The organism is Arthrobacter sp. GW822-FHT05G07 (genome assembly GCF_058799755.1).
Window position 1 is genome coordinate 290,250 of record NZ_JBXALT010000004.1, and the last position, 25,007, is coordinate 315,256.

23 protein-coding genes and 1 riboswitch are annotated in these 25,007 nt (G+C 63.2%); of the genes, 13 read left to right on the forward strand and 10 right to left on the reverse strand.

Annotated elements, in window-relative coordinates; genetic code table 11:
* The first annotated feature begins 125 nt into the window (after positions 1-125).
* Genes uriH through AC1RJY_RS08715 form a run of 3 tightly spaced genes read left to right on the forward strand, consistent with a single transcriptional unit; the run spans position 126 to position 3,534 of the window.
* Positions 126-1,139, forward strand: coding sequence for a uridine-preferring nucleoside hydrolase UriH (gene uriH / locus AC1RJY_RS08705; protein ID WP_498602181.1), 1,014 nt, complete (start codon positions 126-128; stop codon positions 1,137-1,139).
* Positions 1,139-2,581 (forward strand): uridine transporter UriT, encoded by a 1,443-nt coding sequence (gene uriT, locus AC1RJY_RS08710; protein ID WP_011776261.1) that lies wholly within the window; start codon positions 1,139-1,141, stop codon positions 2,579-2,581. The genes uriH and uriT overlap by 1 nt, the downstream gene beginning before the upstream one ends.
* On the forward strand, positions 2,578-3,534 hold the full coding sequence (locus tag AC1RJY_RS08715; RefSeq protein ID WP_498602132.1) for a ribokinase: 957 nt from the start codon (positions 2,578-2,580) through the stop codon (positions 3,532-3,534). The genes uriT and AC1RJY_RS08715 overlap by 4 nt, the downstream gene beginning before the upstream one ends.
* 79 nt (positions 3,535-3,613) lie before the next feature.
* On the opposite strand, the gene AC1RJY_RS08720 is transcribed toward AC1RJY_RS08715, so the two are convergent.
* On the reverse strand, positions 3,614-3,919 hold the full coding sequence (locus AC1RJY_RS08720) for a hypothetical protein (protein WP_498602133.1): 306 nt from the start codon (positions 3,917-3,919) through the stop codon (positions 3,614-3,616).
* 99 nt (positions 3,920-4,018) lie between these two features.
* Between AC1RJY_RS08720 and AC1RJY_RS08725 the strand changes: the two genes are divergently transcribed.
* The 3 genes from AC1RJY_RS08725 (at position 4,019) to pabB (ending at position 7,336) form a co-directional block, all read left to right on the forward strand.
* Positions 4,019-4,624 carry a TetR/AcrR family transcriptional regulator gene (locus AC1RJY_RS08725; protein ID WP_043806372.1) on the forward strand — a complete coding sequence of 202 codons (606 nt, stop codon included), beginning with the start codon at positions 4,019-4,021 and terminating at the stop codon, positions 4,622-4,624.
* Positions 4,625-4,733: 109 nt separating this feature from the next.
* Positions 4,734-5,294 (forward strand): low molecular weight protein-tyrosine-phosphatase, encoded by a 561-nt coding sequence (locus tag AC1RJY_RS08730; protein WP_014922925.1) that lies wholly within the window; start codon positions 4,734-4,736, stop codon positions 5,292-5,294.
* On the forward strand, positions 5,291-7,336 hold the full coding sequence (pabB, locus tag AC1RJY_RS08735; RefSeq protein ID WP_498602134.1) for an aminodeoxychorismate synthase component I: 2,046 nt from the start codon (positions 5,291-5,293) through the stop codon (positions 7,334-7,336). Before AC1RJY_RS08730 ends, pabB begins: the two co-directional genes overlap by 4 nt.
* A gap of 4 nt (positions 7,337-7,340) precedes the next feature.
* Here the strand turns inward: pabB and cls are convergent, their stop codons facing one another.
* Positions 7,341-8,813 (reverse strand): cardiolipin synthase, encoded by a 1,473-nt coding sequence (cls, locus tag AC1RJY_RS08740; RefSeq protein WP_014922927.1) that lies wholly within the window; start codon positions 8,811-8,813, stop codon positions 7,341-7,343.
* An 87-nt stretch (positions 8,814-8,900) separates the two neighbouring features.
* Here cls and AC1RJY_RS08745 point away from each other — a divergent pair, with 87 nt between their 5' ends.
* Both AC1RJY_RS08745 and AC1RJY_RS08750 read left to right on the forward strand, forming a co-directional pair.
* Entirely contained in the window at positions 8,901-9,842 is a 942-nt protein-coding gene (locus AC1RJY_RS08745) for an aminodeoxychorismate lyase (RefSeq protein ID WP_011776267.1), read from the forward strand.
* 255 nt (positions 9,843-10,097) lie between these two features.
* Positions 10,098-11,552, forward strand: a complete 1,455-nt coding sequence (locus AC1RJY_RS08750; RefSeq protein ID WP_498602135.1) for an amino acid permease — start codon at positions 10,098-10,100, stop codon at positions 11,550-11,552.
* A gap of 283 nt (positions 11,553-11,835) precedes the next feature.
* Here AC1RJY_RS08750 and AC1RJY_RS08755 read toward each other — a convergent pair whose 3' ends face one another.
* The 5 genes from AC1RJY_RS08755 to AC1RJY_RS08775 all read right to left on the reverse strand — a co-directional run bounded on the left by AC1RJY_RS08755 (position 11,836) and on the right by AC1RJY_RS08775 (position 16,559).
* Positions 11,836-12,318, reverse strand: coding sequence for a carboxymuconolactone decarboxylase family protein (locus tag AC1RJY_RS08755; protein WP_498602136.1), 483 nt, complete (start codon positions 12,316-12,318; stop codon positions 11,836-11,838).
* A 9-nt stretch (positions 12,319-12,327) separates the two neighbouring features.
* Entirely contained in the window at positions 12,328-12,471 is a 144-nt protein-coding gene (locus AC1RJY_RS08760; protein ID WP_011776270.1) for a hypothetical protein, read from the reverse strand.
* A 124-nt stretch (positions 12,472-12,595) separates the two neighbouring features.
* Entirely contained in the window at positions 12,596-13,669 is a 1,074-nt protein-coding gene (locus tag AC1RJY_RS08765) for a PLP-dependent cysteine synthase family protein (protein ID WP_498602137.1), read from the reverse strand.
* A complete protein-coding gene (locus tag AC1RJY_RS08770; RefSeq protein ID WP_498602138.1) occupies positions 13,663-15,231 on the reverse strand; it encodes an aromatic amino acid ammonia-lyase in 1,569 nt (522 codons plus the stop codon). The genes AC1RJY_RS08765 and AC1RJY_RS08770 overlap by 7 nt, the downstream gene beginning before the upstream one ends.
* Complete coding sequence (locus tag AC1RJY_RS08775) at positions 15,231-16,559, reverse strand: NtaA/DmoA family FMN-dependent monooxygenase (protein WP_498602139.1); 1,329 nt, start codon at positions 16,557-16,559, stop codon at positions 15,231-15,233. The genes AC1RJY_RS08770 and AC1RJY_RS08775 overlap by 1 nt, the downstream gene beginning before the upstream one ends.
* Before the next feature lie 248 nt (positions 16,560-16,807).
* Here AC1RJY_RS08775 and AC1RJY_RS08780 point away from each other — a divergent pair, with 248 nt between their 5' ends.
* The 5 genes from AC1RJY_RS08780 (at position 16,808) to AC1RJY_RS08800 (ending at position 21,131) form a co-directional block, all read left to right on the forward strand.
* Positions 16,808-18,415: a SulP family inorganic anion transporter gene (locus AC1RJY_RS08780; protein WP_498602140.1), complete on the forward strand. Its 1,608-nt coding sequence runs from the start codon at positions 16,808-16,810 to the stop codon at positions 18,413-18,415.
* Positions 18,416-18,501: 86 nt separating this feature from the next.
* Positions 18,502-18,613: riboswitch (SAM riboswitch) on the forward strand.
* A gap of 13 nt (positions 18,614-18,626) precedes the next feature.
* Positions 18,627-18,893 carry a DUF1737 domain-containing protein gene (locus tag AC1RJY_RS08785; protein WP_011776275.1) on the forward strand — a complete coding sequence of 89 codons (267 nt, stop codon included), beginning with the start codon at positions 18,627-18,629 and terminating at the stop codon, positions 18,891-18,893.
* Positions 18,890-19,300, forward strand: a complete 411-nt coding sequence (locus tag AC1RJY_RS08790) for a rhodanese-like domain-containing protein (protein ID WP_011776276.1) — start codon at positions 18,890-18,892, stop codon at positions 19,298-19,300. Before AC1RJY_RS08785 ends, AC1RJY_RS08790 begins: the two co-directional genes overlap by 4 nt.
* Entirely contained in the window at positions 19,301-20,509 is a 1,209-nt protein-coding gene (locus tag AC1RJY_RS08795; RefSeq protein ID WP_011776277.1) for an O-succinylhomoserine sulfhydrylase, read from the forward strand.
* Between the two features lie 10 nt (positions 20,510-20,519).
* A complete protein-coding gene (locus tag AC1RJY_RS08800) occupies positions 20,520-21,131 on the forward strand; it encodes a hypothetical protein (protein WP_498602141.1) in 612 nt (203 codons plus the stop codon).
* Here AC1RJY_RS08800 and AC1RJY_RS08805 read toward each other — a convergent pair.
* The 3 genes from AC1RJY_RS08805 to AC1RJY_RS08815 all read right to left on the reverse strand — a co-directional run bounded on the left by AC1RJY_RS08805 (position 21,128) and on the right by AC1RJY_RS08815 (position 24,969).
* On the reverse strand, positions 21,128-22,318 hold the full coding sequence (locus AC1RJY_RS08805) for a glutamate--cysteine ligase 2 (protein ID WP_498602142.1): 1,191 nt from the start codon (positions 22,316-22,318) through the stop codon (positions 21,128-21,130). The two genes, AC1RJY_RS08800 and AC1RJY_RS08805, sit on opposite strands and share 4 nt — an antisense overlap.
* Before the next feature lie 188 nt (positions 22,319-22,506).
* A complete protein-coding gene (locus AC1RJY_RS08810) occupies positions 22,507-24,030 on the reverse strand; it encodes a UDP-N-acetylglucosamine 1-carboxyvinyltransferase (RefSeq protein ID WP_014922934.1) in 1,524 nt (507 codons plus the stop codon).
* Positions 24,031-24,234: 204 nt separating this feature from the next.
* A complete protein-coding gene (locus AC1RJY_RS08815) occupies positions 24,235-24,969 on the reverse strand; it encodes a siderophore-interacting protein (protein ID WP_498602143.1) in 735 nt (244 codons plus the stop codon).
* Between the last annotated feature and the right edge of the window lie 38 nt (positions 24,970-25,007).

Below are 25,007 nucleotides of genomic sequence, written 5' to 3' on the forward strand. Positions count from 1 at the left end.
GAACGTTAAGCGTTTGACGTAACCCGCAAAGCAGTGCCAGAATTCCCCTGAATGCTTAGCGCCCTGCCCCGGGCAAGTTCCAGGCAGGCCCCAATGACGTGGAGAGAAACGTGGATCCCAACACCATGACACCGGCACGCAAGAAGATCATTCTTGACTGCGACCCTGGCCATGACGATGCAGTGGCATTGCTGCTGGCGCACGGCAACCCGGACATCGAGCTCCTGGCCGTGACCACCGTCGTGGGCAACCAGACTCTGGAAAAGGTCACTCGGAACGCCCTCTCCGTAGCCACCATTGCCGGCATCACCGGCATCCCCTTCGCCGCTGGCTGCGACCGCCCCTTGGTCCGCACCATCGAAACGGCCCCCAGCATCCACGGCGACTCCGGCATGGACGGCCCGGAACAGCCTGAGTCCGCCATCGAGCTGGACCCGCGCCACGCCGTCGACCTCATCATTGAAACTGTCATGGCGCATGAGCCGGGCACCGTCACTTTGGTCCCCACCGCGGGGCTCACCAACATCGCCATGGCCGCCCGCAAGGAACCCCGCATCGTGGAGCGCGTCAAGGAAGTTGTCCTCATGGGCGGTGGCTACCACGTGGGCAACTGGAGCGCCGTGGCGGAGTTCAACATCATCATCGACCCCGAAGCGGCGCACATTGTCTTCAACGAAAAGTGGCCCTTGGTGATGGTCGGTCTGGACCTCACGCACCAGGCGCTGGCCACGGACGAGGTAGTGGACCGCATCGCAAAAATTGGCACCAAGCCGGCCAAGTTCGTCATGGAACTCATGGACTTCTTCCAGAAGACCTACAAAGATGCCCAGGGCTTCGATTTCCCGCCGGTCCACGATCCGTGTGCCGTGGCCTATGTCATCGATCCCACCGTCATGACCACCCGCAAGGTCCCCGTGGACATCGAACTGCAGGGCAAGCTCACTCTCGGCATGACCGTAGCCGATTTCCGCGCACCCGCACCGGATGACTGCCACACCTCCGTTGCCGTGGACCTGGATCACAAGAAGTTCTGGGATTTGGTCACCGATGCCATTGAACGGATCGGCGAACCAGCTCACGACGGCGGCGCTGACGCCACCGCCGTAGCCGAAACGGTCCCGGCGGGAGAGTCCCACTAATGACCACGCTCACCGAAGCCAAATCCACCCGCGGCAACGTCACCGCCCTCATGGTTGCTTTGCTGGCCGCCTGCGTGGCCTTCCAGCTCAATGCGTCCATGCTCAGCCCCGCACTGGTCACCATGGGCAACGAGCTCAACACTGACCAAGCCACCATCGGCCTGTCCCAAACCTGGTTCTTCACCGCCGCAGCCCTCTTCTCCCTCTTCCTCCCGCGCCTGAGCGACATCGTGGGCCGCAAGAAGATCCTCGTCGGCATGATGCTCCTGATGGCTGTGGGCTCGGTCATCGCAGCAATGGCCCCGGACGTCACGTGGCTCTTCGTGGGCCGCATCATCCAGGGCGTCAGCGGCCCCACAGTTCCGCTCTGCCTGATCATGCTCCGCTCAGCGGTCAGCAATCCCCGCAAGTACGGCACCCTCATGGGCCTCATCACCGCGGTCAACGGCGGCGTGGCCGGCGTCGACTCATTCGTTGGTGGCTACTTCGCCGAGAACTTCGGCTTCCGGAGCATCTTCTGGTTGATGGTTGCACTCGCTTTGGTAGCGACCGTCCTGATTGCTGTCCTGGCTGGTGAAAGCAAGCCCGCTGCCGGCACCACCATGGACTGGCTGGGCGTGTTCTTCATCGTCATCGCCGTTGGTGCCCTGCTGACGGCCCTGAACGAGGGTGCCAAGCTGGCCACGGCCTTCGACGCCGGCACCCTGACTCTCTCGATCGCACTCACGCTGGTCGCCGCCGTCGCGTTCTTTGCGTTCTGGACTGTTGAGAAGCGCGCCAAGCAGCCCATGGTGGAAACCGTGCACCTGCGCCAGCGCTCCACGTGGGCTCCGCTGCTGACCACCACTCTCACCATGACGGGTATCTTCGCGGTCATCAACGGGATCGTCCCCGCGTATGTGCAGGCAGCCGACCCCGGTTTCGGCGTTGGCCCCACGGAGATGTCGCTCATCATCCTTACGCCGTACGCCCTGCTTGGTTGGCTGTTCGGCCCCATCAGCGGCCGGCTTGCCCCGGTCCTCGGCTACACCAAGGTCCTGCGTATCGGCCTGCTTGGCAGCTTGGTGGCGCTGGCGATCATCGCGTTCTTGGGCCTCAACAGCCTGCCGATGATGATCGTGGGAACGGCCTTGCTGGGCATCATGTACGCCGGTACCGTCAACATCATGCTGAACGGACTCGGCGTGGTTCTCTCGCCGCAGGGCAACCCGGGCTTCCTGCCTGGCATGAACGCCGGCGCCTTCAACCTCGGTGCCGGTCTCAGCTTCCTTGTCCTGCCCGCGGTCCTCGTCGCCACAGCCTCGTTGAATGATGACAAGGCTTCATATTTGACGGTGGTTGTGGTTGGTCTGGCCATCACCCTCGCAGCCTTCGCAGCTTCACTCCTGATCCCCAAGCCGGTTGACGCAGAAGTGACCGAAACCGAGAAGGTGACCGCATGACCAGCGCACCCAAGGCGGGAATCGTCGTCGTCGGCTCCCTCAACGCCGACCTGACCATCTATTGCGACCGCCTCCCCCAACCCGGCGAGACGGTCCACGGCAACGGGTTCGCCGTGAACCCCGGCGGGAAGAGCGCCAACCAGGCGGTGGCTGCCAGTAAGCTCGGCGGTCAGGTCAGCCTGATCGGTGCCGTGGGTGACGACCCCAACGGCAGCATGCTCCTGGATTCGACAGCCAGCGCCGGAGTGGACGTTTCGCGCGTCCGACGCTCCGACGTCGCCACAGGCGTCGCAGTCATTTCCGTGGACGCCGGCGGCGAGAACAGCATCATCATCTCGGCCGGTGCCAATGGCACCCTCAGGCCTTCGGATGTTACGCCGGACGCCTTCCGGGATGCGGCTGTAGTGTGCCTCTGCCTGGAGGTGGGGATCGATACTGTGATTACCGCCGCCCAAGCAGGGCACGACGCCGGTGCGACAGTTCTGCTCAACCTCTCGCCTTACGCCGAAGTGCCGGAGCGCTTGGCCGGGTTGAGCGATGTGCTGCTGGTGAACGCGCACGAGGCCTCATTATTCCTTGGTGCAGAGGCCGACGTTCCGGACGCCGACGCAGAGGCTGAAGCATGGGAGCCGGTCCGGAGCCAGTTCGCGGACCGTGGTCTGCAGCGGGTTCTGGTGACCCTCGGCTCACGGGGTTCCGTAGTACTGGATTCGCTGGCCCGTGGTACCGAGGATCAGATCACCCGGATCGCCCCAACACGCGTTTCTGCGGTGGACACCACGGGTGCCGGTGATGCCTTCACTGGTGCTGTCGCTGCGCGCCTGGCCGCTGGCGAATCCCTTGCGGATGCCGCGTCCTTCGCCTCGGTGGCTGCGGCCTTGGCTGCCACGAAGAAAGGCACGCAGGCTGCGTACCCGGGCATCGCCGACGTCGAGCGGCTGCGGGGCGCTTAGTCCCGGCGCCGCACCCAACTGGGTCGCAGTTCAGGCCGTTTTTGAGCGCTCAAACGGCCTGATCTGCGACCTACTTGGGTTAAGCGGACTTGCGGGCCGCGCGCTCTACTGCTTTGCGGCTCAGGGCTCCGTGGCCGGCCATGAGCCGGGGAACCACAACGTACACCGCGGCGGGAACCACCAGCGCCGTCAGCAGGAGGGCCCGCAAGACGGGGTGCCACGGTTCCATGACCGGGCCGAGGAGCAGCATGCCGATGGACACCAGCGGGAAGATGGCCAGCCAGGTGATGAGTGCCCGCATGTGAACGGACGGCGCTTTCGGACGGGCAGAGGCGGCCGGGGACGTGGACTCAGCGGTGACTTGGGACGTTGCTTGGGCTGTCATGGCGTTCTCCAACTAAACGGTTGCTTTTGGCTTGGAATTACCATAACCCCGCTCGCAAACAATTACAACCAGCTAGTTGGAAAATGGTAATATGACTGCATGGCATGGGACACAGAGCGAACCAAGGGACTGCTGCTTCAGGCAGCCACGTCCGAGTTCTGCACGCGTGGACTGGCCGGCGCCCGCATTGACCGCATAGCAGCGGAGGCCGGCGTCAACAAGGAGCGGATCTACCAATACTTCGGCAATAAGAATGCCCTGTTCGATGCCGTCATCGTGTCCGCGCTCAGTACGCTCATGGACGAAGTTCCCATCGAGGGCAGCGGACCCGAGGCCATGGCAGACTACGCCGGCCGACTCTTCGACCACCACCAGAAGGATGCCACCGCGCCGCGCCTCCTGTTCTGGGAAGGGCTGGAACGTGGCACTGAGGTTGTCGGGCTGCCGAAGCGGATGGCCAACTGCGCATCGAAAGTCAACAGCACCATCGCCGCCCTCCCCGGCATCTCCAGGGAAGACGCCGGGGATCTCCTCATCACCATCGTGAGCTTGTGCGACGCCGCTCCCGTGCTCCCTGCGCTCGACGGACTCATGGCCGGCAATGACCCCGGCCGGGCAGACAGGCGACGCGCCGCCGTCGTACGTACCGTTTACCTGGCCGCCGCAGCGCTGGCCGCCGAAGCTCCAACCACCGCCCCCGCCTAAGCGCAACCTGCTTGCCCGTAGCAGCCGCGTGACAGCTTTGACAGGAAAAGTGACTCACTTGTGAAGTTGCCCCTAGCCAAGAGGGGGCGCCATCAATCATGCTTGCTGCATGTACTCAACGACGAGCCCATACCGCATCATCACGGTCTGCACTGGAAACATCTGCCGCTCGCCCATGGCAGCGCTCATGCTCACCGAAGCCTTCGACGCGGAAGGGCTCGGCGAGCTTGTAGTGGTGGACTCTGCGGGCACCACAGGGTACGAGGTAGGGCACCCCATCGACCCCCGCGCCGCACGAGTCCTGACGGCCCAACACCTCGCTTCGGAGGACCACGTTGCCCGCGAATGGCGGCGTGAATGGTACGCCCAACGGGACCTGATCCTCGCCCTGGACGTCGATCACTTCGGCTGGCTCCAGGAAGGCGCCCCGGATCACGGTTCCCTCAAAAAAGTTCGGATGCTCCGCAGCTTCGATCCCCACATGAGAGGCCGCAGCTCCTTGGACCTCGGCATCGAGGACCCCTGGTATGGCGGCCACACAGACTTCGACAACACCTGGACGCTCATCAAAGCCGCGATCCCAGGGATAGTGCAACACACCAAGGCAGCAATCGCCTCCGCGGACGGAGCCTCAGGCCACGAGCACCAACAGGTAACCTCTATGACATGACCCCTGCACCCGTGATCATCGCTGTTGACGGCAGGTCCGGCGCAGGAAAAACCACCCTGGCCGTTGAACTGGCGGCCCGGTTGCGGCAGCACCACAAGGTTTCGCTGTTCCACCTGGAAGACATCTACCCCGGCTGGAACGGCCTCATGCCCGGCATTGAGCGCTATGTGGCCACAGTCCTCGCGCCGCTGAGCGACGGCCTGGCCGCGGAATGGACCAGCTGGGACTGGGAAAAGCATTACGACGGCGGCCTGAACGTTACGCTGCCCGCCGAGATCGTCATCGTGGAAGGCGTGGGCGCTGCGGCGGACGCTGCCCGACCCATGCTGGATGCCGTGGTGTGGGTGGAAGCCTCCGGCGACGAGCGCCGTCGTCGAGCTTTGACTCGTGACGGAAGCACCTACGAACCGTACTGGGACAGTTGGGCCGCCCAAGAGGATGAGTGGCTTTCAACCGATCAGGTGATCAGCGCCGCCGACATCCACGTGAAGAACCTTGCCGACGGCAACGCCCCTGACGATGTCCTGCGAACCCTGATGTACCTGCCTTCGGTTGCTTCGATTTTGTCACCGGAACTCAGCGCGCGGCGGGGACTTCAACTGCGGTCCGAGCGCCTGGAGGCAGCGCCCGATGCGGCGCTCCTGTTCGAGACACTCTACGGCCGGTCCACCAACGCGGTATGGCTGGATTCTTCCAACGCCTCCGCCGTAGCCGGCCGATCCCAAGCGGCCGCCCGCAGCCGCTTCAGCATCCTGGCGGACGACGGCGGCACGTTCGGCCAGTCGGTCATGCACCGCTCCGGCGCTACCCAAGTGACTGCGGGGTCTGCCTCCGTGACCACCTCCGGGCCGTTCTTCCGCTGGCTCGATTCCGTTTGGGGCCGGCGCGCCGTCCGAGCACCGCGCGGTTACGACGGCCAGTTCACGCTGGGCTGGCTGGGGTACCTCGGCTATGAACTCAAGCGCGAAACCGGCGGCAACGATGTCCCCTCCGACACGCCCGATGCGGCGCTGCTCTTCGCCGGGCGTGCTGTGGTGCTGGATCATCGCGAACAAACTGTCTGGCTGCTGGCCTTGGACGCATCCGACGCCGGGGAATGGATGCGCGAGGCTCGCACCGCCGTCGAGGCTGCCGCGGCCGGTCCGGTCTCTTCCGTCGCGGCCTCATTGAGTGCGGAGCCTGCCGGCGGCCCTGAGTTCGTCAGCCGGGACTCCGCGACGGATTACAAGCGCAAAATCGCGGACTCCCAGCATGAGATCAGCGAAGGCAACTCCTACGAGATCTGCCTGACCACCACCTTGGAAGCCGCCGCCGGGAACCTGGATCCATGGAGCAGCTACCTGGCACTGCGACGCCGGAACCCGGCACCGTTCGCCAGCTACCTCCGCTTCGGCGAGCTGGTGGTCGCCAGCACGTCGCCCGAGCGCTTCCTCCGCATACTGTCCGACGGCGGCATGCGCGCCGAACCGATCAAGGGGACCCGGCGCCGATCATCCGATGCCTCCGAAGATGCTGCGTTGCGGCAGGATCTTGAGACGTCGCTGAAGGACCGCGCAGAGAACATCATGATCGTGGACCTTCTGCGCAACGACCTCAGTCATTTCGCTATCCCGGGTTCTGTGACGGTCAGCCGGCTGTGCGCCATCGAGAGCTACGCCACGGTCCACCAAATGGTGAGCACCATTGACGCGCACCTTCGTCCGGGTGCTCCGCGGGCGGAAGCCTTGGCCGCAGCCTTCCCGGCCGGGTCCATGACAGGTGCGCCGAAAATCAGCACCATGGACATCCTGGACCAACTCGAATCCGGGCCGCGTGGAATCTACTCGGGCGCCATCGGCTACTTCTCGCTGAACGCGGCCACGGACCTCGCGGTGGTGATCCGCACGCTGGTGGTAAACCCTGACGGCGCAGGCGGGCGAACCCTGTCACTGGGCGTGGGAGGGGCCATCACCGCCGATTCCGTGGCCGACGACGAGTACGAGGAAATCCGGACCAAGGCGTACGGCGTGCTGTCCACGCTGGGCGCTGACTTCCCCGGCTGAGTCTTTACTGGAGCGTCGCCGTCAATCTGGCCACGTTATCCACATACTTGGCCAACGGGGGTCTATCCATCCAGTCGTCCAACATAAGCTCACGGGACACCTCTCGATACGTGGACTCCACGGCCCGCATGAGGTTCACGGTTTCGGCGCCGAGGAGCATCACCGAGACCTCCATGTTCAGTGAGAAGGAGCGCATGTCCATGTTGCTGGAACCAAGAACAGCCACCTCGTCATCAATGGTGAAGTGCTTGGCGTGGAGGACGTACGGCGCCCGGTACAGGTAGATCCGCACTCCGGCGTCCAGCAAGGCCTCGTAGTAGGAGCGCTGGGCGTGGTGAACCAGGAATTGATCGCCCTTCTCGGACACGAAGAGTTCCACGTCAACGCCTCGCTGCGCGGCGGTGGTGATGGCGTAGAGCAAGGAGTCATCAGGGACAAAGTACGGACTGCAGATGGAGATTCTGTGCTGTGCGGAGTAGATCAGGGTATTGAACAAGCGAAGGTTGTTTTCGGTAGCGAACCCCGGACCACTAGGTACTACTTGGGCAGTGACACGGCCTGGAGCCGGCTGGGTGGGCAGGCGCAACTGGTCCTCAAGGGATTCGTCCGTTTCGCTGAGCCAGTCCGTGGCGAACACGACGTTGAGGGTAGCCACGATAGGCCCCTCGAGGCGGGACATGAGCTCAACCCATTTGCGGCCAATCTTGTGGTGCTTGGGATTGTTGTAAGAGGGCTCGATCAGGTTCTGCGAGCCGGTGAAGGCAATCTCGCCGTCGATCACCATGATCTTGCGGTGATTCCTGAGGTCCGGGCGCCGCCATTGACCATGGATGGGCAGCAGCGGAAGCATCCGCTTCCACTGGATCTTGCCTGCTTTGAGGCGGCGGATCAGGCGACGGTACCCCTTGACGCGCAGCGTTCCAATGTGGTCGAAGAGCAGCCTGACGGTGACACCCCGCTCAGCCGCCTTCTCGAGCTCGGTGAGCAGTTCGTCCGTCACGGAGTCACTGCTCATGATGTAGAACTCGGCGTTGATGTAGCTCTTGGCGCCCTTGACCGCTTCGGCCATGGCTTTGATGGATTCCTGGTACCCGGGAATCAGCTCAACCTTGTTGCCATCAACCATGGGCAGCGATCCGAGCCGATGGTTCAGCTCACCCGCCGACTTCACCCACTCCGGACCCGAGTAAACGCTCACCGGATCGGCAAGATCGGACGTTACGGCCCGAACGCGGCGATTTACTTCTTCCTGCTGCTCACGCCTGCGCTTGGACAACTTGAAATTGCCGAAAAGAAGGAACAGGACGAAGCCTACGGATGGGATGAGGAACACAGCCAAGAGCCAAGCCATGGCGGTGGTGGGACGGCGGTTGCCGGGAATGATGCCCAGAAGGACGATGCGCATGACCACTTCCGCGATAGCCCACGCGCCCAGCAACCAGGTCCACTCCTGGCCAAACGGAAAAGGAAAGAGCACGCGACAAACCCCCACGGTCCAAGAACATCAGTGACCACAGCCTATCCGGCAAAGTCATCCGCCACGGCCCAGCACTAAGCTGGGACCATGACTTCACCTGCTCCCACGGTCTTGGTCTTCCTTGACCCTGCCTTCGAAAACGGACGCATTGCCGACTCCAGCCAGCCCCAACTCATGGCTACGGACCTTGGCGCAACCCGAGGCGACGGCGTGTTCGAATCACTCCTGGCTGTTCAAGGACGCCCCCGCAAGGTCCAGGCCCATCTAAACCGGCTGAGCAGTTCCGCTGCAGCCCTGGACCTGGTTCTTCCGGAGCAGGATGCCTGGCGCAAGGCGATCGACACCGCCATCAACGAGTTCCGTGACGCGCACCCCTCCCCTACTCCGGAGGAGGACGAGGTTGTGGTCAAGCTGATCGTGACCCGCGGCGTTGAAGGCGCAGCCAGCCCCACATGCTGGGTGCAGGCTTCGCCCTCACCCGCGGGCAGCCGCCGGCAGCGCGAGACGGGCATCGACGTCGTACTTTTGGACCGTGGCTTCGACACCGAAGCCGGCGAGCGGGCACCGTGGCTGCTGCTGGGCGCCAAGACGCTGTCCTATGCGGTCAACATGGCGGCGCTGCGCTTCGCGCATAAGCAAGGCGCAGACGACGCGATCTTCACCTCCACGGACGGCCGCGTGCTGGAGGGCCCGACGTCCACCGTGTTGCTGGCGCACCTTGAAACAGTGGACGACGGCGAGGGTTCCGTTAAGACGGTTCGCCGCCTCATTACGCCGCAACATGACAGTGGAATTCTGCCGGGCACGTCTCAGGGGGCTCTGTTCGCAGCGGCGAAAGCTGCCGGGTGGGAGCTCGGCTATGGGCCGCTCGTACCGCAGGACCTGTTTGATGCCGACGCCGTATGGCTCATCTCAAGCATCCGTTTGATCGCTCCTGTGAATCACATCAACGGCAAGGAAATCGGCACACCGGCTGTTCGAAAGCAGCTCACCGCGGAACTCAACGAACTGTTTGCGGGGATCGAGTAAACCAGAGGGCTTCGGAGGCTGCTCGCCTACGAAGCCCCGCTAGGAACCTAGCAGGTCGCAAGTAGAGTAATTGCTCGCATGACTCAATGATTAGGAACTCTTGGTCTCGCCCATGAGCGTTCAGCGCGTTCAATCGCGTTTCTTATCCTCCTTGAAATGGTCATTCGTCATGTGATGAATCTTGTTCTCGTGTTAGTTGGATCACGTCCGGCTGGTACTACTTCAGACTTTGCTGGCTAACTTCCCGGAGGGAATATGGGACTCAGCTCCCCCACAGAAGCCGAAGCATCGGCAACCGAGGCACAGCCCCAGACTGGCGCCTCACAAACAGGACTTCGCCGGTCCATGGAGGCCCGGCACCTGGTGATGATCGCCATGGGCGGCGTCATCGGCTCTGGACTGTTCGTAAGTTCCGGATACACCATCGCCACGGCCGGCCCGTTGGGTGCCGTGATTGCCTACCTCATTGGCGCCGTGGTGGTCTACTTGGTGATGGCATGCCTCGGGGAGCTCGCTGTTGCGTTCCCCGTCTCGGGTGCCTTCCACATCTATGCAGCCCGGACCATCGGCCCGGCCACCGGCTTTGCCACTGCCTGGCTCTACTGGCTCTGCTGGGCCGTGGCTCTAGGTTCCGAGTTCACCGCGGCGGGCCTCCTCATGCAACGCTGGTTCCCTGGCGTCGACGTCTGGATCTGGTGCTTCGTCTTCGCCACGGTCCTGTTCACCCTGAATTCCATTTCATCGCGTGTCTTTGGTGAATCGGAGTTCTGGTTCGCGCTCATCAAGGTCGCCGCCGTCGTCGGCCTGATCGTCCTGGGCGGTGCCGCGCTTGCCGGATTCCACCCGCTCGCGGCTGGCGGATACCCCTCATTTGGCGAGAACTTCAGCACGCCGGACGGGCTCTTCCCGAATGGCTTCACCGGCGTCTTCGTCACCTGCCTGGCGGTCTTCTACGCTTTCTCGGGCTCCGAGCTGATCGGCGTTGCCGCCGGCGAAACGGCGAACCCCGGCGCGAACATCCCCAAGGCCATGCGCACCACGGTCATCCGACTCATGATCTTCTTTGTTGGTGCGATCGTGGTCATCGCGGCAACCATTCCGTACGAGAAAGTCAGTGTGGACGAGAGCCCGTTTGTCACGGTCTTCTCCATGCTAGGCATCCCATACGCCGCGGACATCATGAACTTCGTGATCATCACGGCACTGCTCTCCGCCGGAAACTGCGGGCTCTTTTCCTGTGCCCGCATGCTCTTCTCGCTGGCCGACGAAGGCCACGCCCCCAAGGCCTTCCGTAAACTGACCAAGCGCGGGATCCCCATGGTGGCCCTTTGCGTCAGTATGCTGGGCGGCCTGGCTTCGCTGATCAGCAGCGTTGTGGCCCCGGCCACCGTCTACTTGGTGCTCGTTTCAGTTGCCGGTTTCGCGACCGTTGGCGTTTGGATGTCCATCGTCGCTTCACACTTCATCTACCGCCGGACGTTCATCAAGAACGGTGGCGACCTGAGCACACTCCCCTACCGGGCTCCCCTGTTCCCGCTGGTTCCGATCCTCGCGTTCGCACTGTGCGTGGTGTCGCTGATCGGCATCGCGTTCGACCCCAACCAGGTGGCTGCACTCTTGTTTGGCGTCCCGTTTGTGGGCGCGTGCTACGCCATCTTCTACTTCAAGTACGGACGACGCCGGTCGCTCAAGAAGGCGATTGACGCTTAGGTGCTTGTGTAGCGCGCTGCGGTCCCTCACCACCCACATTGAACCCGCGGCACCCCGACACACCGTGCAAGTGGAGTGGTGGGCAGCTTTTACGCCCAAAGTAGGTGGTGGCGGCCCGCGGTTTTGGAGGACTCACGACGGCGGCACACGCCTCGCCTGCCAACGCTTACGGCGGCGGCTTCCTGACCTTGTTGAGAAGCACATCAGCCCTTGGGCAACCTGTTGTGGTTGCCCAAGGGCTGATCTGGTGTGAAAGAGGGTCAGGACGCCGTGGGCTGCGGAACTACTTCTTGGCGACCCGCACGGGGTGCTCGCTCAAGATTGAAAGGCGATTGAAGGCATTGATCCCGATAGCCGCCATGCAAAGCACGCTGATCTGCTCGTCGCTGTAGTGCTGCCGTGCTTGCTCGAAAAGCTCAGTGCTTGGCCGCGAGGTACTCATACGGGTGATCTGCTCGGCGATCTCCATGGCTACCACTTCCGCGGGCTCGAAGAGTTGCACTTCTTTATAGACAGCAACCAAGGACAGCCGCTGCTCCGTTTCCCCATATTTCAGGGCACGACGATGGTGGAGGTCCAGGCAAAAGGCACAGCCGTTGATCTGCGAGCACAGGTAGTTGATGAGCTCAAGAGTGCGGCGCGGGATGCCAAGTCGGTCAGCTTCATCTACGAGCTGCTGGGAATAGTGGCTCAAAGTTGCGTAAAGATCCGGCTGTTGCTTGTCCAGGTAGCCGGCCAGACGGGGTTTTGTTTCCTGTTCGGGCATATTTGGAGCCTAGCGCAACGGGGGTTCCTGTCCCCGCTTCAGCTCCCGAATACGGAGGCGCAAGAAAATGATGGCGAGCACCAAGGCGTAAATCACCAAAGCGGCGACGGCCACCGTCACCACGGAGTAGAGAATCCCAACAAAAGAAAACAAAAAACCCCCAATTTCGCTACGGCAGGTGCCGTTCGGAACTTCAGATGCTAGCAGCCCACATGGAAGAAACCCGCGGGACATGAGAGAGGGTGCACCCCAAACCCGCGGGACATGAGAGAGGGTTCTACTCGCGGGCGTCGCGGGCGGCCGGTGTGTCCGCGGCGAGCCGGATGCCGTGCTCCGCCAGCCACACCGGGTTGAAAGCCTTGCTCAGGTAGTTGGTGCCGGCGTCGGGCGCTATGGCAACCACCAGCGAACCGTGGGGTGCGGCCCGCGCCACCCGGATGGCCGCGGCCACAGCGAGCCCGGAGGACGGACCCAGCGCGAGCCCTTCTTCATCGAGCAGCCGGTGGACGGTGGTGTAGACCTCGTCGTTGGGAATGCGCAGGAAGCGGTCCACGATGGTGCGGTCGAAGGCCTTGGGCCATTCAGCCTCGGGCCAGGAGTTGCCCACGCCGTCCACCAGGATCTCGCCGGGATGACCGCCGCTGTAGGCAGAACCGTAGGGGTCGGCGCCAACAACTTCCACGTGCCCGCCGGGCCGCGCGGCTGCCACGCGTTCCTTCAAGAACCGGCCGTTCCCGCTGATGGTCCCGCCGGTACCGATGCCCGCTACGAAGTGGGTCACCAGGCCACCTGTCTGTTCCCAAATTTCCGGGCCGGTGGTTTGGTAGTGCGCGGCGGGATTGGCTGGATTGTCGAACTGCATGGGCCGCCACGCGCCGGGTGTCTCAGCGGTTATCCGCGCAGCTACTGCGCGGGCGTTCTCAGGCGACTCGGATGGCGCGTTCCAGTCGGTCAAGATCACGCGGGCACCATAGTTGTGCAGCGCGGCGAGCTTCTCCTTGGAGATGGTGTCGCCTGTTACCACCACCACTGGGTGGCCTGTCAGGTGCCCAATGAGGGCCAGCCCAATCCCGGTATTGCCAGACGTACTTTCCACAATTGTGGCGCCGGGCTTCAGTTCCCCGGATTTCTCAGCCGCCCGAACCATGCTCAGAGCTGTCCGGTCCTTGATGGAGCCGCCGGGGTTTTCGGACTCGAGCTTGATGTGGATGGTGCTGCCCAGCCCACGGCTCAGCGACTCCAACTTAACCAGTGGCGTGTTTCCGACCCTCTCCAGGACCGAATCGTCCAATCCGTCCGGAGGCCCGGAAGCCGCGTGAACACCATGTTTGCGAATCGCTGTACTCACCACGTCTTCTCTCCTTCCTCAGAAAATTCCCGGCCAACGGCATCCCGCAGCTCAGTCCGCGCCCGTTCAACCAAGTCGGGCGCCGATGGCCGGTCGGCCAGCACGTCAGCCAAGCGGCCCACGACGGCGCCGGTACCCTTCCCGAGCGGTTGCGCGGCTCCCGCTTCGAGCAGCAGGTACGACGCCGTCAGCGCTTCGATCACCAAGAGCTTCTCCGCTGCGTCCAACGATTTTTCGAGTTGCTGCAACGCGAGCGGGGCCAGCGTTGAATGGTCTTCGACGTCGGCCGAGAGGGTTGGTGCGCCGAGCGTCGCCGGGGCAGCAAGGGCCTTGAGCTCGGCCAGCAGTCCGGCGGCGGAGTACCAGAGGAGCCCGGGAAGTTCCTCCTGTGCAAGGTCCGATTCGCCGGAGGCCGCAGCCTGCAAGTGGCGTGCCCGAATAGCTCGTTGGGGCGGATACAACTTGGCGATGCGCCGTTCACTGGAGATTCCCACATGCGCCAAAGCCAGCCGCAGCCCCTCAAAGGCGAGGGCCAGCTGCATGGGCTGGAAGTTCCCACCGGACACCATGTGCCCGGATTCGACATCAACCAAGGGATTATCACCGCGGCCGTTCAGCTCCACGTCCAAGGCCGAAGCAAGCTGCGCAACAAGCGATCGGAAGGCCCCGTGCGTCTGCGGTGCGGCCCGGAACGACAACGCGTCCTGCACCGACACCTCCGGCCGAACATCTTCCAACCACCCACCACTCAGCAGGCGACGCACAGCAGCAGCCGAGTCCCGCTGCCCGTCCACAGCCTTGGCCGCCTGGATTGCCGGCGAAAACGGGCTGAGGTTCCCGCCGCCGTCGTACCTTGCGATCGTCTCCAGCGAGAGGGAAAGCGCGACGTCGGCCAGCTCGGCCAAGTGCTGCAGCCGCAGCAATGCGAGGGTTCCAACGCCCACCGAATACGCGTTGGCACTCACCAAGGCGAGGGCCTCCCCCGGGGCGAGGACAAGGGGCTGGAGGCCGGCGTCGGCGAGCGCCTTGGCGCCGGGGACCAGCGTGCCGTCCGCGTCGAATGCTTCACCTTCACCGATGGCAACGGCGGCGACGGCGGCAAGCTGGGTCAGGTCCGATGAACCCACCGAGCCTTCGCGCGGGATGGCGGGAAAGACGCCGCGGTTGAGCAGTTCCGCATAGAACGCTGCAGTTTCCGGTCGCACACCGGAACCGCCGCGGCTGAATCCGATAAGCCGGGTGAGGATCACGGCGCGGGCAGCGGCGCGGTCCAAAGACGAACCCACTCCGCTGTTGTGGTACCTGACCACCTGGACTTGATAGGCCAGGAGCGACTTCTCCTCCACAGCGGTGTCGCGGCCGGAACCGAGCAAGGTGTTAAGTCCATAGACCCGCTGGCCGGAGGCGGCGGTCGACTCCACGATTTCCCGCGAGCGGCCTATCAAGGACAACGCATCTGGGTTGAGTTTCACATGAAACGTCGGATCTTCAGCCGCCAGCGCCACGTCCGCGGGGCGCACCGGAGCCGTTCCGATCAGGAGGGTTGGCGTTTCATGGGAGACCATCAGAAGTCCAGGAGGTTCTGCCGGAATCCACCGTTGCCGTAACTCTTCCTCAACAGGCCGCGCCGCCGCAGTTCCGGGGTGAGTTTGTCCAGTACACCGTGCACGGTCACTGGGTCCACAAAGCCGGAGAAAAGAAATCCGTCGCCACCTACGGCCGAGCCTGTTTCCTCCAGATAGTCAGCGATTTCGCCTACAGTGCCGATGATCGAGTCGCCTGCTCCGCCGCTGCGTGCCTGGAGGATTTGGCGCAGCGTGGAACCCGGAGGGGCAGCTTTGGCGAAGTGTTCCAGCGTGCCTTGGTTGCTGTTGGTGCTCAGCTCGGGAAGCGGGGCGTCGAGGTCGAACTGCTTGAAGTCGATGACGGAGAGGTAGGAAATTGAGTTGAGCTGGCTGTCGATGTCTCGCTGGGTGAGTTCCCGCCGCTGCGCCCGCAGCTCCTCTGCCTCGGCTGTGGAACCAACAACCGTGGGTTTCAGGACAAAAAGTACCTTGACGTCGTCGGGCTTCCTCCCCGCCTTGGCGGCTTCGGCGCGGATCGAATCCCGGTAGGACTTCATCCCTTCAACGCCACGCGCCAAGGCAATGGCCACGTCAGCATGGCCGCCTGCGAATGCTTTGCCCCGGGGAGAGGCACCGGCCTGCACCAGCACGGGTTCTTCCGGCAAGGGCGCCGTGTTCAGCGGTCCCCGGACCTTGAAGAAGTCGCCCTCATGGTTGATCGGGTGCACTTTGCTGTGGTCTGCGAACACTCCCGCCTCAACATCCTCAAGCACAGCAGCAGGTTCCCAACTGCGCCAAAGCCGCCTGACGACGTCAACGAATTCCTCCGCTTTCTCGTAGCGGAGGTCGTGTTCGATCTGCTGATCCAGCCCGTAATTCTGCGCTGCGAGATCACTGCCGGAGGTAACCACGTTCCAGCCAAGCTGGCCTTCCGAGAAGTGCTGCAGTGTGGCCAGAAGCCTGGCGGCGGTGAAGGGAGGGTAGAAGGAAGCGCTGACCGTGGGCACGATCCCCAGGTGCTCCGTGGCGGAGAGAAGGTACGGAACCAGCGCCAACGGATCATGCTTTGGCGCGAAAGACGCGTGGGCCAATGAGACCTCAGCCGTACCGCCATACGTGTCCGGAACAGTGAGGGAATCCTCGATGATGAACAGGTCCAGCCCGGATCGCTCAAAAGCGCGCACGGCTTCCTGGTACAGGGCGGGTTTCTTCCAGTCGTAGCCCAAGCCGTAACCAGGAGTGCCCCAGCCTTGGACTCCGAAACCGTGGCCCACAAACCATCCAAAGTGCAGCATGGGCTTGAGTGTAGAACTGCTCTGTCCGTTCACCGCGACCTGATTTCATGCGAAGTTACAGGGGGTCGTACTGCGTCAATTATGCTCCCGGGGCGTCACATTTGGGTGGGACTCATGAGCGTTCGAATTTTCCACATACGGCGGGCTCCTTGTTCCGCAAACAGCATGGGTCGGGAATGATCGCTGTATGAGTTCCCCCCCCCCGCACCTCCGCCAAGGACCGGCTTTCGGGCGTCTGGGCGCTCAAGGGATACAAGCGCGAATGGCTGCGGCATGACATCGTGGCGGGCGCTGCGTTGTTCGCCTTACTGGTGCCAGCCGGCATGGCCTATGCGCAGGCGGCCGGCCTTCCTCCCGTCACCGGACTGTACGCAACGGTGGTCCCGTTGCTGGTTTACGCCATTGTGGGGCCTTCCCGCATCCTGGTCCTCGGACCCGACTCAGCCCTAGCCCCCATGATCGCCGCCGCCATTGTGCCGCTGGCAGCTGGCAGCAGCGAAAAATCGGTGGCATTGGCCGGGCTGTTGGCTGTGCTGATCGGGGTGATCATGCTGGCCGGTTCTGCCCTGAAACTGGGAACCATTACCGGCCTGCTGTCCAAACCCATCCGGCTCGGATACCTGAACGGAATTGCGTTACTGGTGCTGCTGTCGCAGCTACCGGCGTTCTTCGGGATAGAGGCCGACGGCGACATCTGGGAGAAGCTCGCGAAGGTCACCACCGGGGTGCTCGGCGGTGACGTCAATGTCACCGCCCTGCTGCTGGGTAGCGGTTCCCTTGCCCTCATTTGGATCCCGCGGCTGCTGAAGTGGAAGGTACCCGGCGTCCTGCTGGCGGTGGTCGGCTCTTGCGTTGTTACGGCGGTTTGGGGCCTGAACGACGACGTGAAGGTCACCGGAGTCCTGCCGCAGGGCCTCCCGATGCCCGCACTCGGGGGCATCGGCTGGGCTGATGCTCTCACGCTGCTTCCCGCTGCGGCAGGGATCGCCCTCATGGCCTTCGCGGACACCGGCGTCCTATCCCAAACATTGGCGGCCAAGGAAGGGAAGAAGGTCTCGGGAAACAGGGAAATGGCGGCGCTCGGGGCAGCCAACGCGGCCACCGGACTGCTGGGCGGATTCCCGATCTCCGGCAGTACCTCCAGAACCCCGGTGGCCGTGGATGCTGGTGCCAAATCCCAGATGACCGGCGTGGTGGGTTCCGTGCTGGTGCTGGCCTTCATGCTGCTGGCTCCCGGAGTGACCGAGTACCTGCCCTCCGCAACGTTGGCCGCCGTCGTCATCGCCGCAGCCATTGCCCTCGCGGACCCGGCCGGCGTGAAGCGGCTCCTCAGCCTGAGCCGCAGCGAATCTGTGGTGATGCTGGCCGCGTTCCTGGGCGTCCTCACCGTTGGGGTACTGCAGGGAATCGTGGTGGCCATTGCGTTGGCGCTTTTGGACTTCGTGCGGAGGGCCTGGGATCCGTACCGGACAGAACTCGGTGCTGAAGAAGGGCTCCCTGGCTATCACGACCTTGAGCGGCACCCCGATGGTGAACGCATCCCGGGACTTCTCATCCTCCGCTTCGATGCGCCGCTGTTCTTCGGTAATGGGCAGGTACTGGCGGCCTTTGTCCGGGAGCAACTTGACGAGGCACCGGATGAGACAACAGATGCCATTACCCACGTCATCCTCGCCGCGGAGCCCATCACCGGGATCGACACTACGGCGCTGGACGACCTCGTCACTTTGGATGAATGGCTGGCAAGCAAAGGCGTGGACCTGGTGTTCGCCGAACTGAAGGGACCTGTGAAAGACAAGTTGATCCATTTGGGCACAGCGGCCCGCTTTACGCCCGACCACTTCTTCCCAACGGTGGGCGCGGCAGTGCGTGCGCTGAAAAACGAATAAGGGATGAGCCGCCGATTACGCAACATGACGGCCCCGCAACAGCCCGCAAGTGCGGCCCGATGCCCGTGGATGTTACGTTTTTCTTGAGTAATGAGCACCAGCGCAAAGCCCTGACTTGCTGGTCGGCAACCCTCTCTCCGGCGGGGTGCCTCAGGTGACTACTCGGCGTATCGACAACTCGTACTGCAAGCGTGACTGAGGAGCACCAGCAATGCCTGAACCCACTGAAGAAAAACTCTCCTACCGCCTGATTACAGGCCCGGATACCCGTGATTTTTGCGAGCGCATCCACAACTCGCTCGCAGAAGGTTACGTGCTTCATGGCAGCCCGGCCGCCACGTTCAACGGCACCGACGTGATCGTTGCCCAAGCCGTTGTCCTCCCTGCCGCGATCGCCAGTGCGGATGCTGCGGTAGCCAACGCCGTCGATCAGCTGGAAAACTACGACGACGAAGAAGCATTTGAGGGCCACGCATGAGCTACGCAGGTGATCTGACCCCGCAGGACGCGTGGGCCAAGCTTCAAGAGGGCGCCATCCTGGTGGACGTCCGCACCGAGGGCGAATGGGCCCACATCGGCATCCCCGATACCAAAGCCACCGAGAACGACCCCCTGTTCATCCAGTGGAATTTGGCCGGCGGCATTCCCAACTCCCGTTTCATCGAGGATCTGCAGCAGCAGGCACCCGAAGACGACGGCGTTGAGCTGGTGTTCCTGTGCCGTTCCGGCCAGCGCTCCATCTCGGCCGCAATCGCCGCAACCCAGGCCGGCTTCACTGCCTACAACGTCCTTGAGGGCTTTGAAGGCGAACCGGACCGCTACGGCGAACGCACCGTTAACGGGTGGAAGAACCGTGGCCTGCCGACGAATTTGGGGACCGAGTAAGTGACTTTCAATCCCGACGCCGCTGGCTGGAGCCCTGACACCCAAGCCGTCCGCGGTGGCCTTGACCGTACCAATTTCCAGGAAACGTCCGAGCCCGTTTTCCTGAACTCCGGGTTCGTTTACGAGTCCGCAGCCGCCGCAGAGCGAGCCTTTACCGGTGAGGACGAACGCTTCGTCTACTCCCGCTACGGCAACCCGTCCGTGGCCACGTTCCAGGAGCGGCTGCGGCTGCTTGAAGGAACCGAAGCGTGCTTTGCGACGGCGTCCGGCATGTCCGCTGTCTTCACCGCTTTGGGTGCCCTGCTGGCTGCCGGCGACCGCGTGGTTGCCGCCCGCTCCCTGTTTGGCTCCTGCTTCGTGATCCTCAATGAGATCCTGCCGCGCTGGGGCGTGGAGACGGTATTCGTGGACGGCCCGGATCTGGAGCAGTGGCGTGAAGCCCTCTCCGAACCCACCACCGCGGTGTTCTTCGAGTCGCCGTCCAACCCGATGCAGGAGATCGTCGATATCGCTGCAGTCAGCGAACTGGCGCATGCCGCCGGGGCGACTGTCGTGGTCGACAATGTCTTTGCCACTCCGCTGCTGCAACGCTGCGGTGAGCTGGGCGCCGACGTGATCGTCTATTCCGGCACCAAACACATCGACGGCCAAGGGCGCGTCCTTGGCGGCGCAATCCTGGGCACCAAGGAATTCATCGACGGCCCGGTCAAGCAGCTTATGCGGCACACCGGCCCTTCGCTGTCCGCGTTCAACGCCTGGGTGTTGACCAAGGGCTTGGAGACCATCGGGCTGCGCGTGAACCACAGCTCCGCGTCCGCTTTGAAGATCGCCGAGTGGCTGGAGCAGCAGCCTGCCATCAGCTGGGTCAAGTACCCGCTGCTGAAGTCGCACCCCCAGTACCAGCTCGCCGCGAAGCAGATGAAGGCCGGCGGTACGGTGCTGACGTTTGAACTCTCGCCTTCAGCCGGTCGGTCAGCCAAGGAGGCAGCCTTTGCGTTGCTTGATGGCCTCAGCGTGATCGACATTTCCAACAACCTGGGCGACTCCAAGTCCCTCATCACGCATCCGGCAACCACCACCCACCGGGCCATGGGGCCGGAGGGCCGCGCGGCCATCGGGCTTTCTGATGGTGTGGTGCGACTGTCCGTGGGACTTGAAGATGTGGGCGACCTTATCTTGGATCTGGAGAAGGCCCTCAAACAGGTCTAATCTTGCTGCCATGAGCGGGAACCATCCGTATCGCCGTGCCGGAGCAGTAATTGTTGCCGGCACGGTGGTGTGGTTCGTCGGAATCTCGCCGGTCTCACGCGTCTACATCACCCCCGACGACGCCGAGCGCCTCCGCATGCTGCAAGCCGGCCAACGCGGCTGGATCACAGGGCAGCACCTTACCGCGGCAGGAACAGTTGCAGTGCCTGTGGGATTCGCAGCCTTCGCCCGTTCCATTCCGGACTCGGGCACCTCACACAGGAAGGCGAAGAAATGGGCTAATGGCGCTGCAGCCGCACTGCTTGCCGGCGCCCCGCTCTTCGTTTCCAGTCTTGCCCGGCGGGCTTCCGATATTGAGGGGTTCGCCTACCGCCGTGGATCCAACGCGCCGTTCCTGGCCTATTCCGGGCTGCATGTTGTGGCGTTGGCCGCGCTCGGCGGGAGCCTTCTATCCTTGCCTGTCAAACGATGGATCGGGGTTACGGCTGCGGCCTCCGCGCCCATCTACGGGGCCATCCTCGTGGCCAAGAAGGACATTCCGCCGTTCGCTTTCTACCTGATTGAGGGACTCGCGGGCGCTTACCTGTTCGCGTGGGAGCAGCCGGAAGAACGTGAGGCCTAAGGTCGCCTGACCCGGGTCAGCATGGGCGCCGGATCCTTATGAGCATCGGCGGCAGCACCGCGCACAGTCACCTTCGCAGCATGCCCGACGACGGCGGCCAAGGCTTCGTTGGTGGGCGGACTCCCCAGCTGGGTTTGACCGTCGTGCTGCCTTTTGTTGTAGCGCACCGCGGTTTCCCGTTGCTCGTGGGCGCCGTTGCCCCGGTCCAGTACGTCCGAAATCCCTGCTTTGACGAGCTCCAACTCACCTTGGTCGTCCAGTACGGGGCTCAGATAGTCAACCAGCGCCCACACGACATCCGCTGCTGGTTGCGGTAGGAAGTCTCCGAAGTCCAGGAGGTCTCCGCGCAAACCCGAATTGCTGGCCTGCCAGCTCGCCATTCGCAGGAGGGCCGTTGGCACCGCGGTGGGTTCGACGCCGTCGAGCATTTCCAAGGAAGCAGTCTCTACCAAAGCCCGCACCAGCACGGCCATCAGTGCGGCGTCCTCGGCCCGGAGGCAGACATCGGCGACGCGGACCTCCACGGTGGGGTGGTTACGGGAGATGCGTGCGTCGAAGTAGATCATGCCTTCGTCCATGATCACGCCCGTTTCCAGAAGACGCTTCACGATGCGTCGATAGGCAGTCAGCGAACCAAATACGGATGAAGGGCCGGATGTGGGCCAGCGGTTCCAGGCCTGGGTGCGGTAGCTGTCGAAACCCGTGGGAAGCCCCCGCCAGTAAGGCGAATTGGCGGTGAGGGCCGTCAGGACTGCGAGCTTGTCCCGGATGTGGTCCAGCACCACCACGCCTTCCTCGGGCGACTCCACCGAGGTGTGCACGTGGAATCCGCACGTCAGCTGCTCTGTGGCAATGATGCCGAAGCGATCCAACATCGCGGCATACCGGGGGTCCGGGGTGGTGTGGGTGTTGGAGGCCAGTGGAGACGTGGCGATCGCAGCTACCCGTGCTCCGTGCTGACGGGCGGCCTGGTTGGCCATGGCCCGTCCGCGGCGGATCTGCTGCAGGAGCTCCCCGTAGCTGTGGCACGGGCGGGTTTGGGTTTCGATCTGCTCCAGCTTGAGTTCGTGGCTGAGGCCAGACGTGGGTTCATCCTGGCCTGCCAGCAACGCGTCCGCGAGGGCGAGGGGCTCGCCCGTCACAGGATCGACGATGAGCAGCTCTTCCTCAACCCCGAAAGTCCGCATGCTCCATTCTGCGTCAGGAGGCCGAACGAAGACAGGGCTGCGGTGCTGTCCTCGACGATTCGCACCCCTTCCCGCCATCTGCACCAGAGTTACCTGGCGCGGATGGCGGAAACGGGTGCGCCGAAAAGCACCTAAGGGCGCGTCCGGCGCGAAAGGGTGCGCAAGGGATCCCGCACGAGGCGCAATCGTCAGTCCTGGAAGTACTCGATCTTCGCGCCGATGGTGTTCAGGCGCTCGGCGAGGTCCTCATAGCCACGTTCGATCACGTAAATGTTGCGAAGCTCGGAGGTTCCCCGGGCAGCCAACATTGCCAGGAGCAGGCAGGCCGCGGGACGCAGGGCGGGCGGGCAGCCGATTTCCGCCGCACGCCACTTGGTGGGCCCGTTGACGTAGATCCGGTGCGGATCCAGCAGCTGCACCTGGGCGCCCAGCTTGTTGAGCTCCGTCAAGTAAATGGCACGGTTCTCATAGACCCAGTCGTGGATCATGGTCTGGCCCTCGGCGTTGCCTGCAATCACTGCAAAGAAGGGCAGGTTGTCGATGTTCAGGCCCGGGAACGGCATCGGGTGGATCTTGTCCTGCGGGGCACGCAGCTCGGATGGCTTGGTTGTTACGTCCACCAGCCGGGTACGTCCGTTGCGTGCCATGTATTCGCCGGAAATCTCGAGGTTCTGGCCCATCTGTTCCAGGGTGGCGAGTTCAATTTCCATGAACTCGATGGGAACCCTGCGGATGGTGACCTCGGAGTTGGTCACGATTCCCGCAGTGATGAGGCTCATCGCCTCGATGGGGTCTTCGGACGGGAAGTACTCGATGTCAACATCAATGGCTGAGCGTCCGGTGATCTTCAGCGTGGTGGTTCCGACGCCGTCAATGTCCACGCCCAGGCCCTGCAGGTAGAAGCAGAGATCCTGCACCATGTAATTGGGGCTGGCATTGCGGATGATGGTGGTGCCTTCACGGTGAGCAGCGGCCATGATGGCATTCTCAGTGACGGTGTCGCCGCGTTCGGTCAGGACGAAGGACCGGTCGTGCCCATCAGCGGGAGGCGCAGTCACGGAGTAGAAGCCGGACTTCGCCTCCACTTCAAGGCCGAACTGGCGAAGAGCCTGCATGTGCGGCTCCACCGTGCGCGTTCCGAGATCGCAGCCACCCGCGTAGGGCAGCAGGTATTCGCTGGTTTCGTCCAAGAGCGGCCCGAGCAGCATGATGACGCTGCGGGTACGCCGGGCGGCGTCCACGTCCATGGACTCGAGATCCAGGACGTCCGGGCGGCGCAGACGGAGGTCGCTTCCGTTGAGCCACGTGCATTCCATGCCAATGGACGTCAGGACCTCAACAATCCTGTTGACTTCCTCAATCCGTGCAAGTCGGCGCAGCGTGGTGGTTCCACGGTTGATCAGGCTCGCACACAGGAGCGCGACACCGGCGTTCTTGCTGCTGTTGACATCAACTTCGCCGGAGAGGGTCCGGCCGCCCTCCACGCGGAGGTGTGTCATTTGGGGCTTACCGACCTTGACTATTGAGCGGCCGAAAATGGCTTCGAGGCGCTCGATCATCCGGAGGCTCAGGTTTTGTTTGCCCTGTTCCATCCGGGCAATTGCGCTCTGGCTGGTGCCGAGCTCAGTAGCCAACTGCCCCTGCGTCCAGCCTTTTTCGCCGCGGGCGTCGCGGAGCAGGAGGCCTACATGTTCTGCGGTCGGTTGCGTCATAAGCAAAAAATATCACAAATGAGTTAGAAGTGAAGGGCAAAACGCAGAATCAGCGGCATACATCACACGGTACCCATTCTGTGCGATATATCCCTCTGCGGCGACTCATCGTGGGTGAACGCTTTCCCTCAGTATTTTCGCGGGTTACGCGCCCCGCGAGCAATTCCACGACTAACCCGTGGGCGGCCAGGGCGCGCCGAAAGGCTAGACCCGCCAGTACCCCAACGCGTCAATCCGGTGCTTGTCCACGCCGAGTTCTTTCCGCAGGTACTTGACGATTGCGCGGGTACTTGACGCTTCGCTCGCGACCCAGAAGAAGTCGTCGGCTACCGAGACAGTGTTGGCCGTGAGCGCACCGCAGACTTCCTCAACCAGAGCGGCACCGTCGCGTTTGCGCGGAATCCAGGTGACGACGTCGGAATCGGCCGTCCGCACCTCAATCGAGGGGTCGGCGTCGTGCTGGTATTCAAGCCAGGCGGTCACCGGAGCGGCGCCCGCAGCAACACGCTGCCGCTCGTCCAGCAGCGAGTTGATGGCAGGGATGGACGCGGGATCGCCCACCACCCAGATCCGGCGCGGAGCGGGTTCCGGGAAAGTGAAGGAACTCCCTTGGACGGTGGCATCGATGGCCTCGCCGGGCTGCGCAGAGCGGGCCCAGTGGGCAGCAACGCCGTGATGCATCGCGAAATCCATGCTGAACGTCCCGGCGGCCGGGTCGGGGTTTACCAACGTGTAGGCGCGCTGGTGGGCCTTGCCGGAATCGTTGAACCACAGCCGGATCCACATGGTGGGATGGATGCCGCTGCGCTCCAAGAGTCCGCCGTCACGCACATGAACGCGCAGGAAGTCCGGGGTGATCTCTTCACTGCCCGTAACCTCCAAAGTGAAGTCCTTGGCGCCCATGACTTTGAGGACGACGCCTTCCCAATTGCGTTTCAAGCAACACTCCTTCACGAAGGTCCACGATTTGTGAACGG

Excerpts from the sequence above, each read along its gene's own strand:
- uriH (WP_498602181.1), top strand. The coding sequence starts at position 126 with ATGACACCGGCACGCAAGAAGATCATTCTTGACTGCGACCCTGGCCAT.
- uriT (WP_011776261.1), top strand. The coding sequence starts at position 1,139 with ATGACCACGCTCACCGAAGCCAAATCCACCCGCGGCAACGTCACCGCC.
- AC1RJY_RS08715 (WP_498602132.1), top strand. The coding sequence starts at position 2,578 with ATGACCAGCGCACCCAAGGCGGGAATCGTCGTCGTCGGCTCCCTCAAC.
- AC1RJY_RS08720 (WP_498602133.1), bottom strand. The coding sequence starts at position 3,919 with ATGACAGCCCAAGCAACGTCCCAAGTCACCGCTGAGTCCACGTCCCCG.
- AC1RJY_RS08725 (WP_043806372.1), top strand. The coding sequence starts at position 4,019 with ATGGCATGGGACACAGAGCGAACCAAGGGACTGCTGCTTCAGGCAGCC.
- AC1RJY_RS08730 (WP_014922925.1), top strand. The coding sequence starts at position 4,734 with ATGTACTCAACGACGAGCCCATACCGCATCATCACGGTCTGCACTGGA.
- pabB (WP_498602134.1), top strand. The coding sequence starts at position 5,291 with ATGACCCCTGCACCCGTGATCATCGCTGTTGACGGCAGGTCCGGCGCA.
- AC1RJY_RS08745 (WP_011776267.1), top strand. The coding sequence starts at position 8,901 with ATGACTTCACCTGCTCCCACGGTCTTGGTCTTCCTTGACCCTGCCTTC.
- AC1RJY_RS08750 (WP_498602135.1), top strand. The coding sequence starts at position 10,098 with ATGGGACTCAGCTCCCCCACAGAAGCCGAAGCATCGGCAACCGAGGCA.
- AC1RJY_RS08755 (WP_498602136.1), bottom strand. The coding sequence starts at position 12,318 with ATGCCCGAACAGGAAACAAAACCCCGTCTGGCCGGCTACCTGGACAAG.
- AC1RJY_RS08770 (WP_498602138.1), bottom strand. The coding sequence starts at position 15,231 with ATGGTCTCCCATGAAACGCCAACCCTCCTGATCGGAACGGCTCCGGTG.
- AC1RJY_RS08785 (WP_011776275.1), top strand. The coding sequence starts at position 18,627 with ATGCCTGAACCCACTGAAGAAAAACTCTCCTACCGCCTGATTACAGGC.
- AC1RJY_RS08790 (WP_011776276.1), top strand. The coding sequence starts at position 18,890 with ATGAGCTACGCAGGTGATCTGACCCCGCAGGACGCGTGGGCCAAGCTT.
- AC1RJY_RS08800 (WP_498602141.1), top strand. The coding sequence starts at position 20,520 with ATGAGCGGGAACCATCCGTATCGCCGTGCCGGAGCAGTAATTGTTGCC.
- AC1RJY_RS08805 (WP_498602142.1), bottom strand. The coding sequence starts at position 22,318 with ATGCGGACTTTCGGGGTTGAGGAAGAGCTGCTCATCGTCGATCCTGTG.
- AC1RJY_RS08810 (WP_014922934.1), bottom strand. The coding sequence starts at position 24,030 with ATGACGCAACCGACCGCAGAACATGTAGGCCTCCTGCTCCGCGACGCC.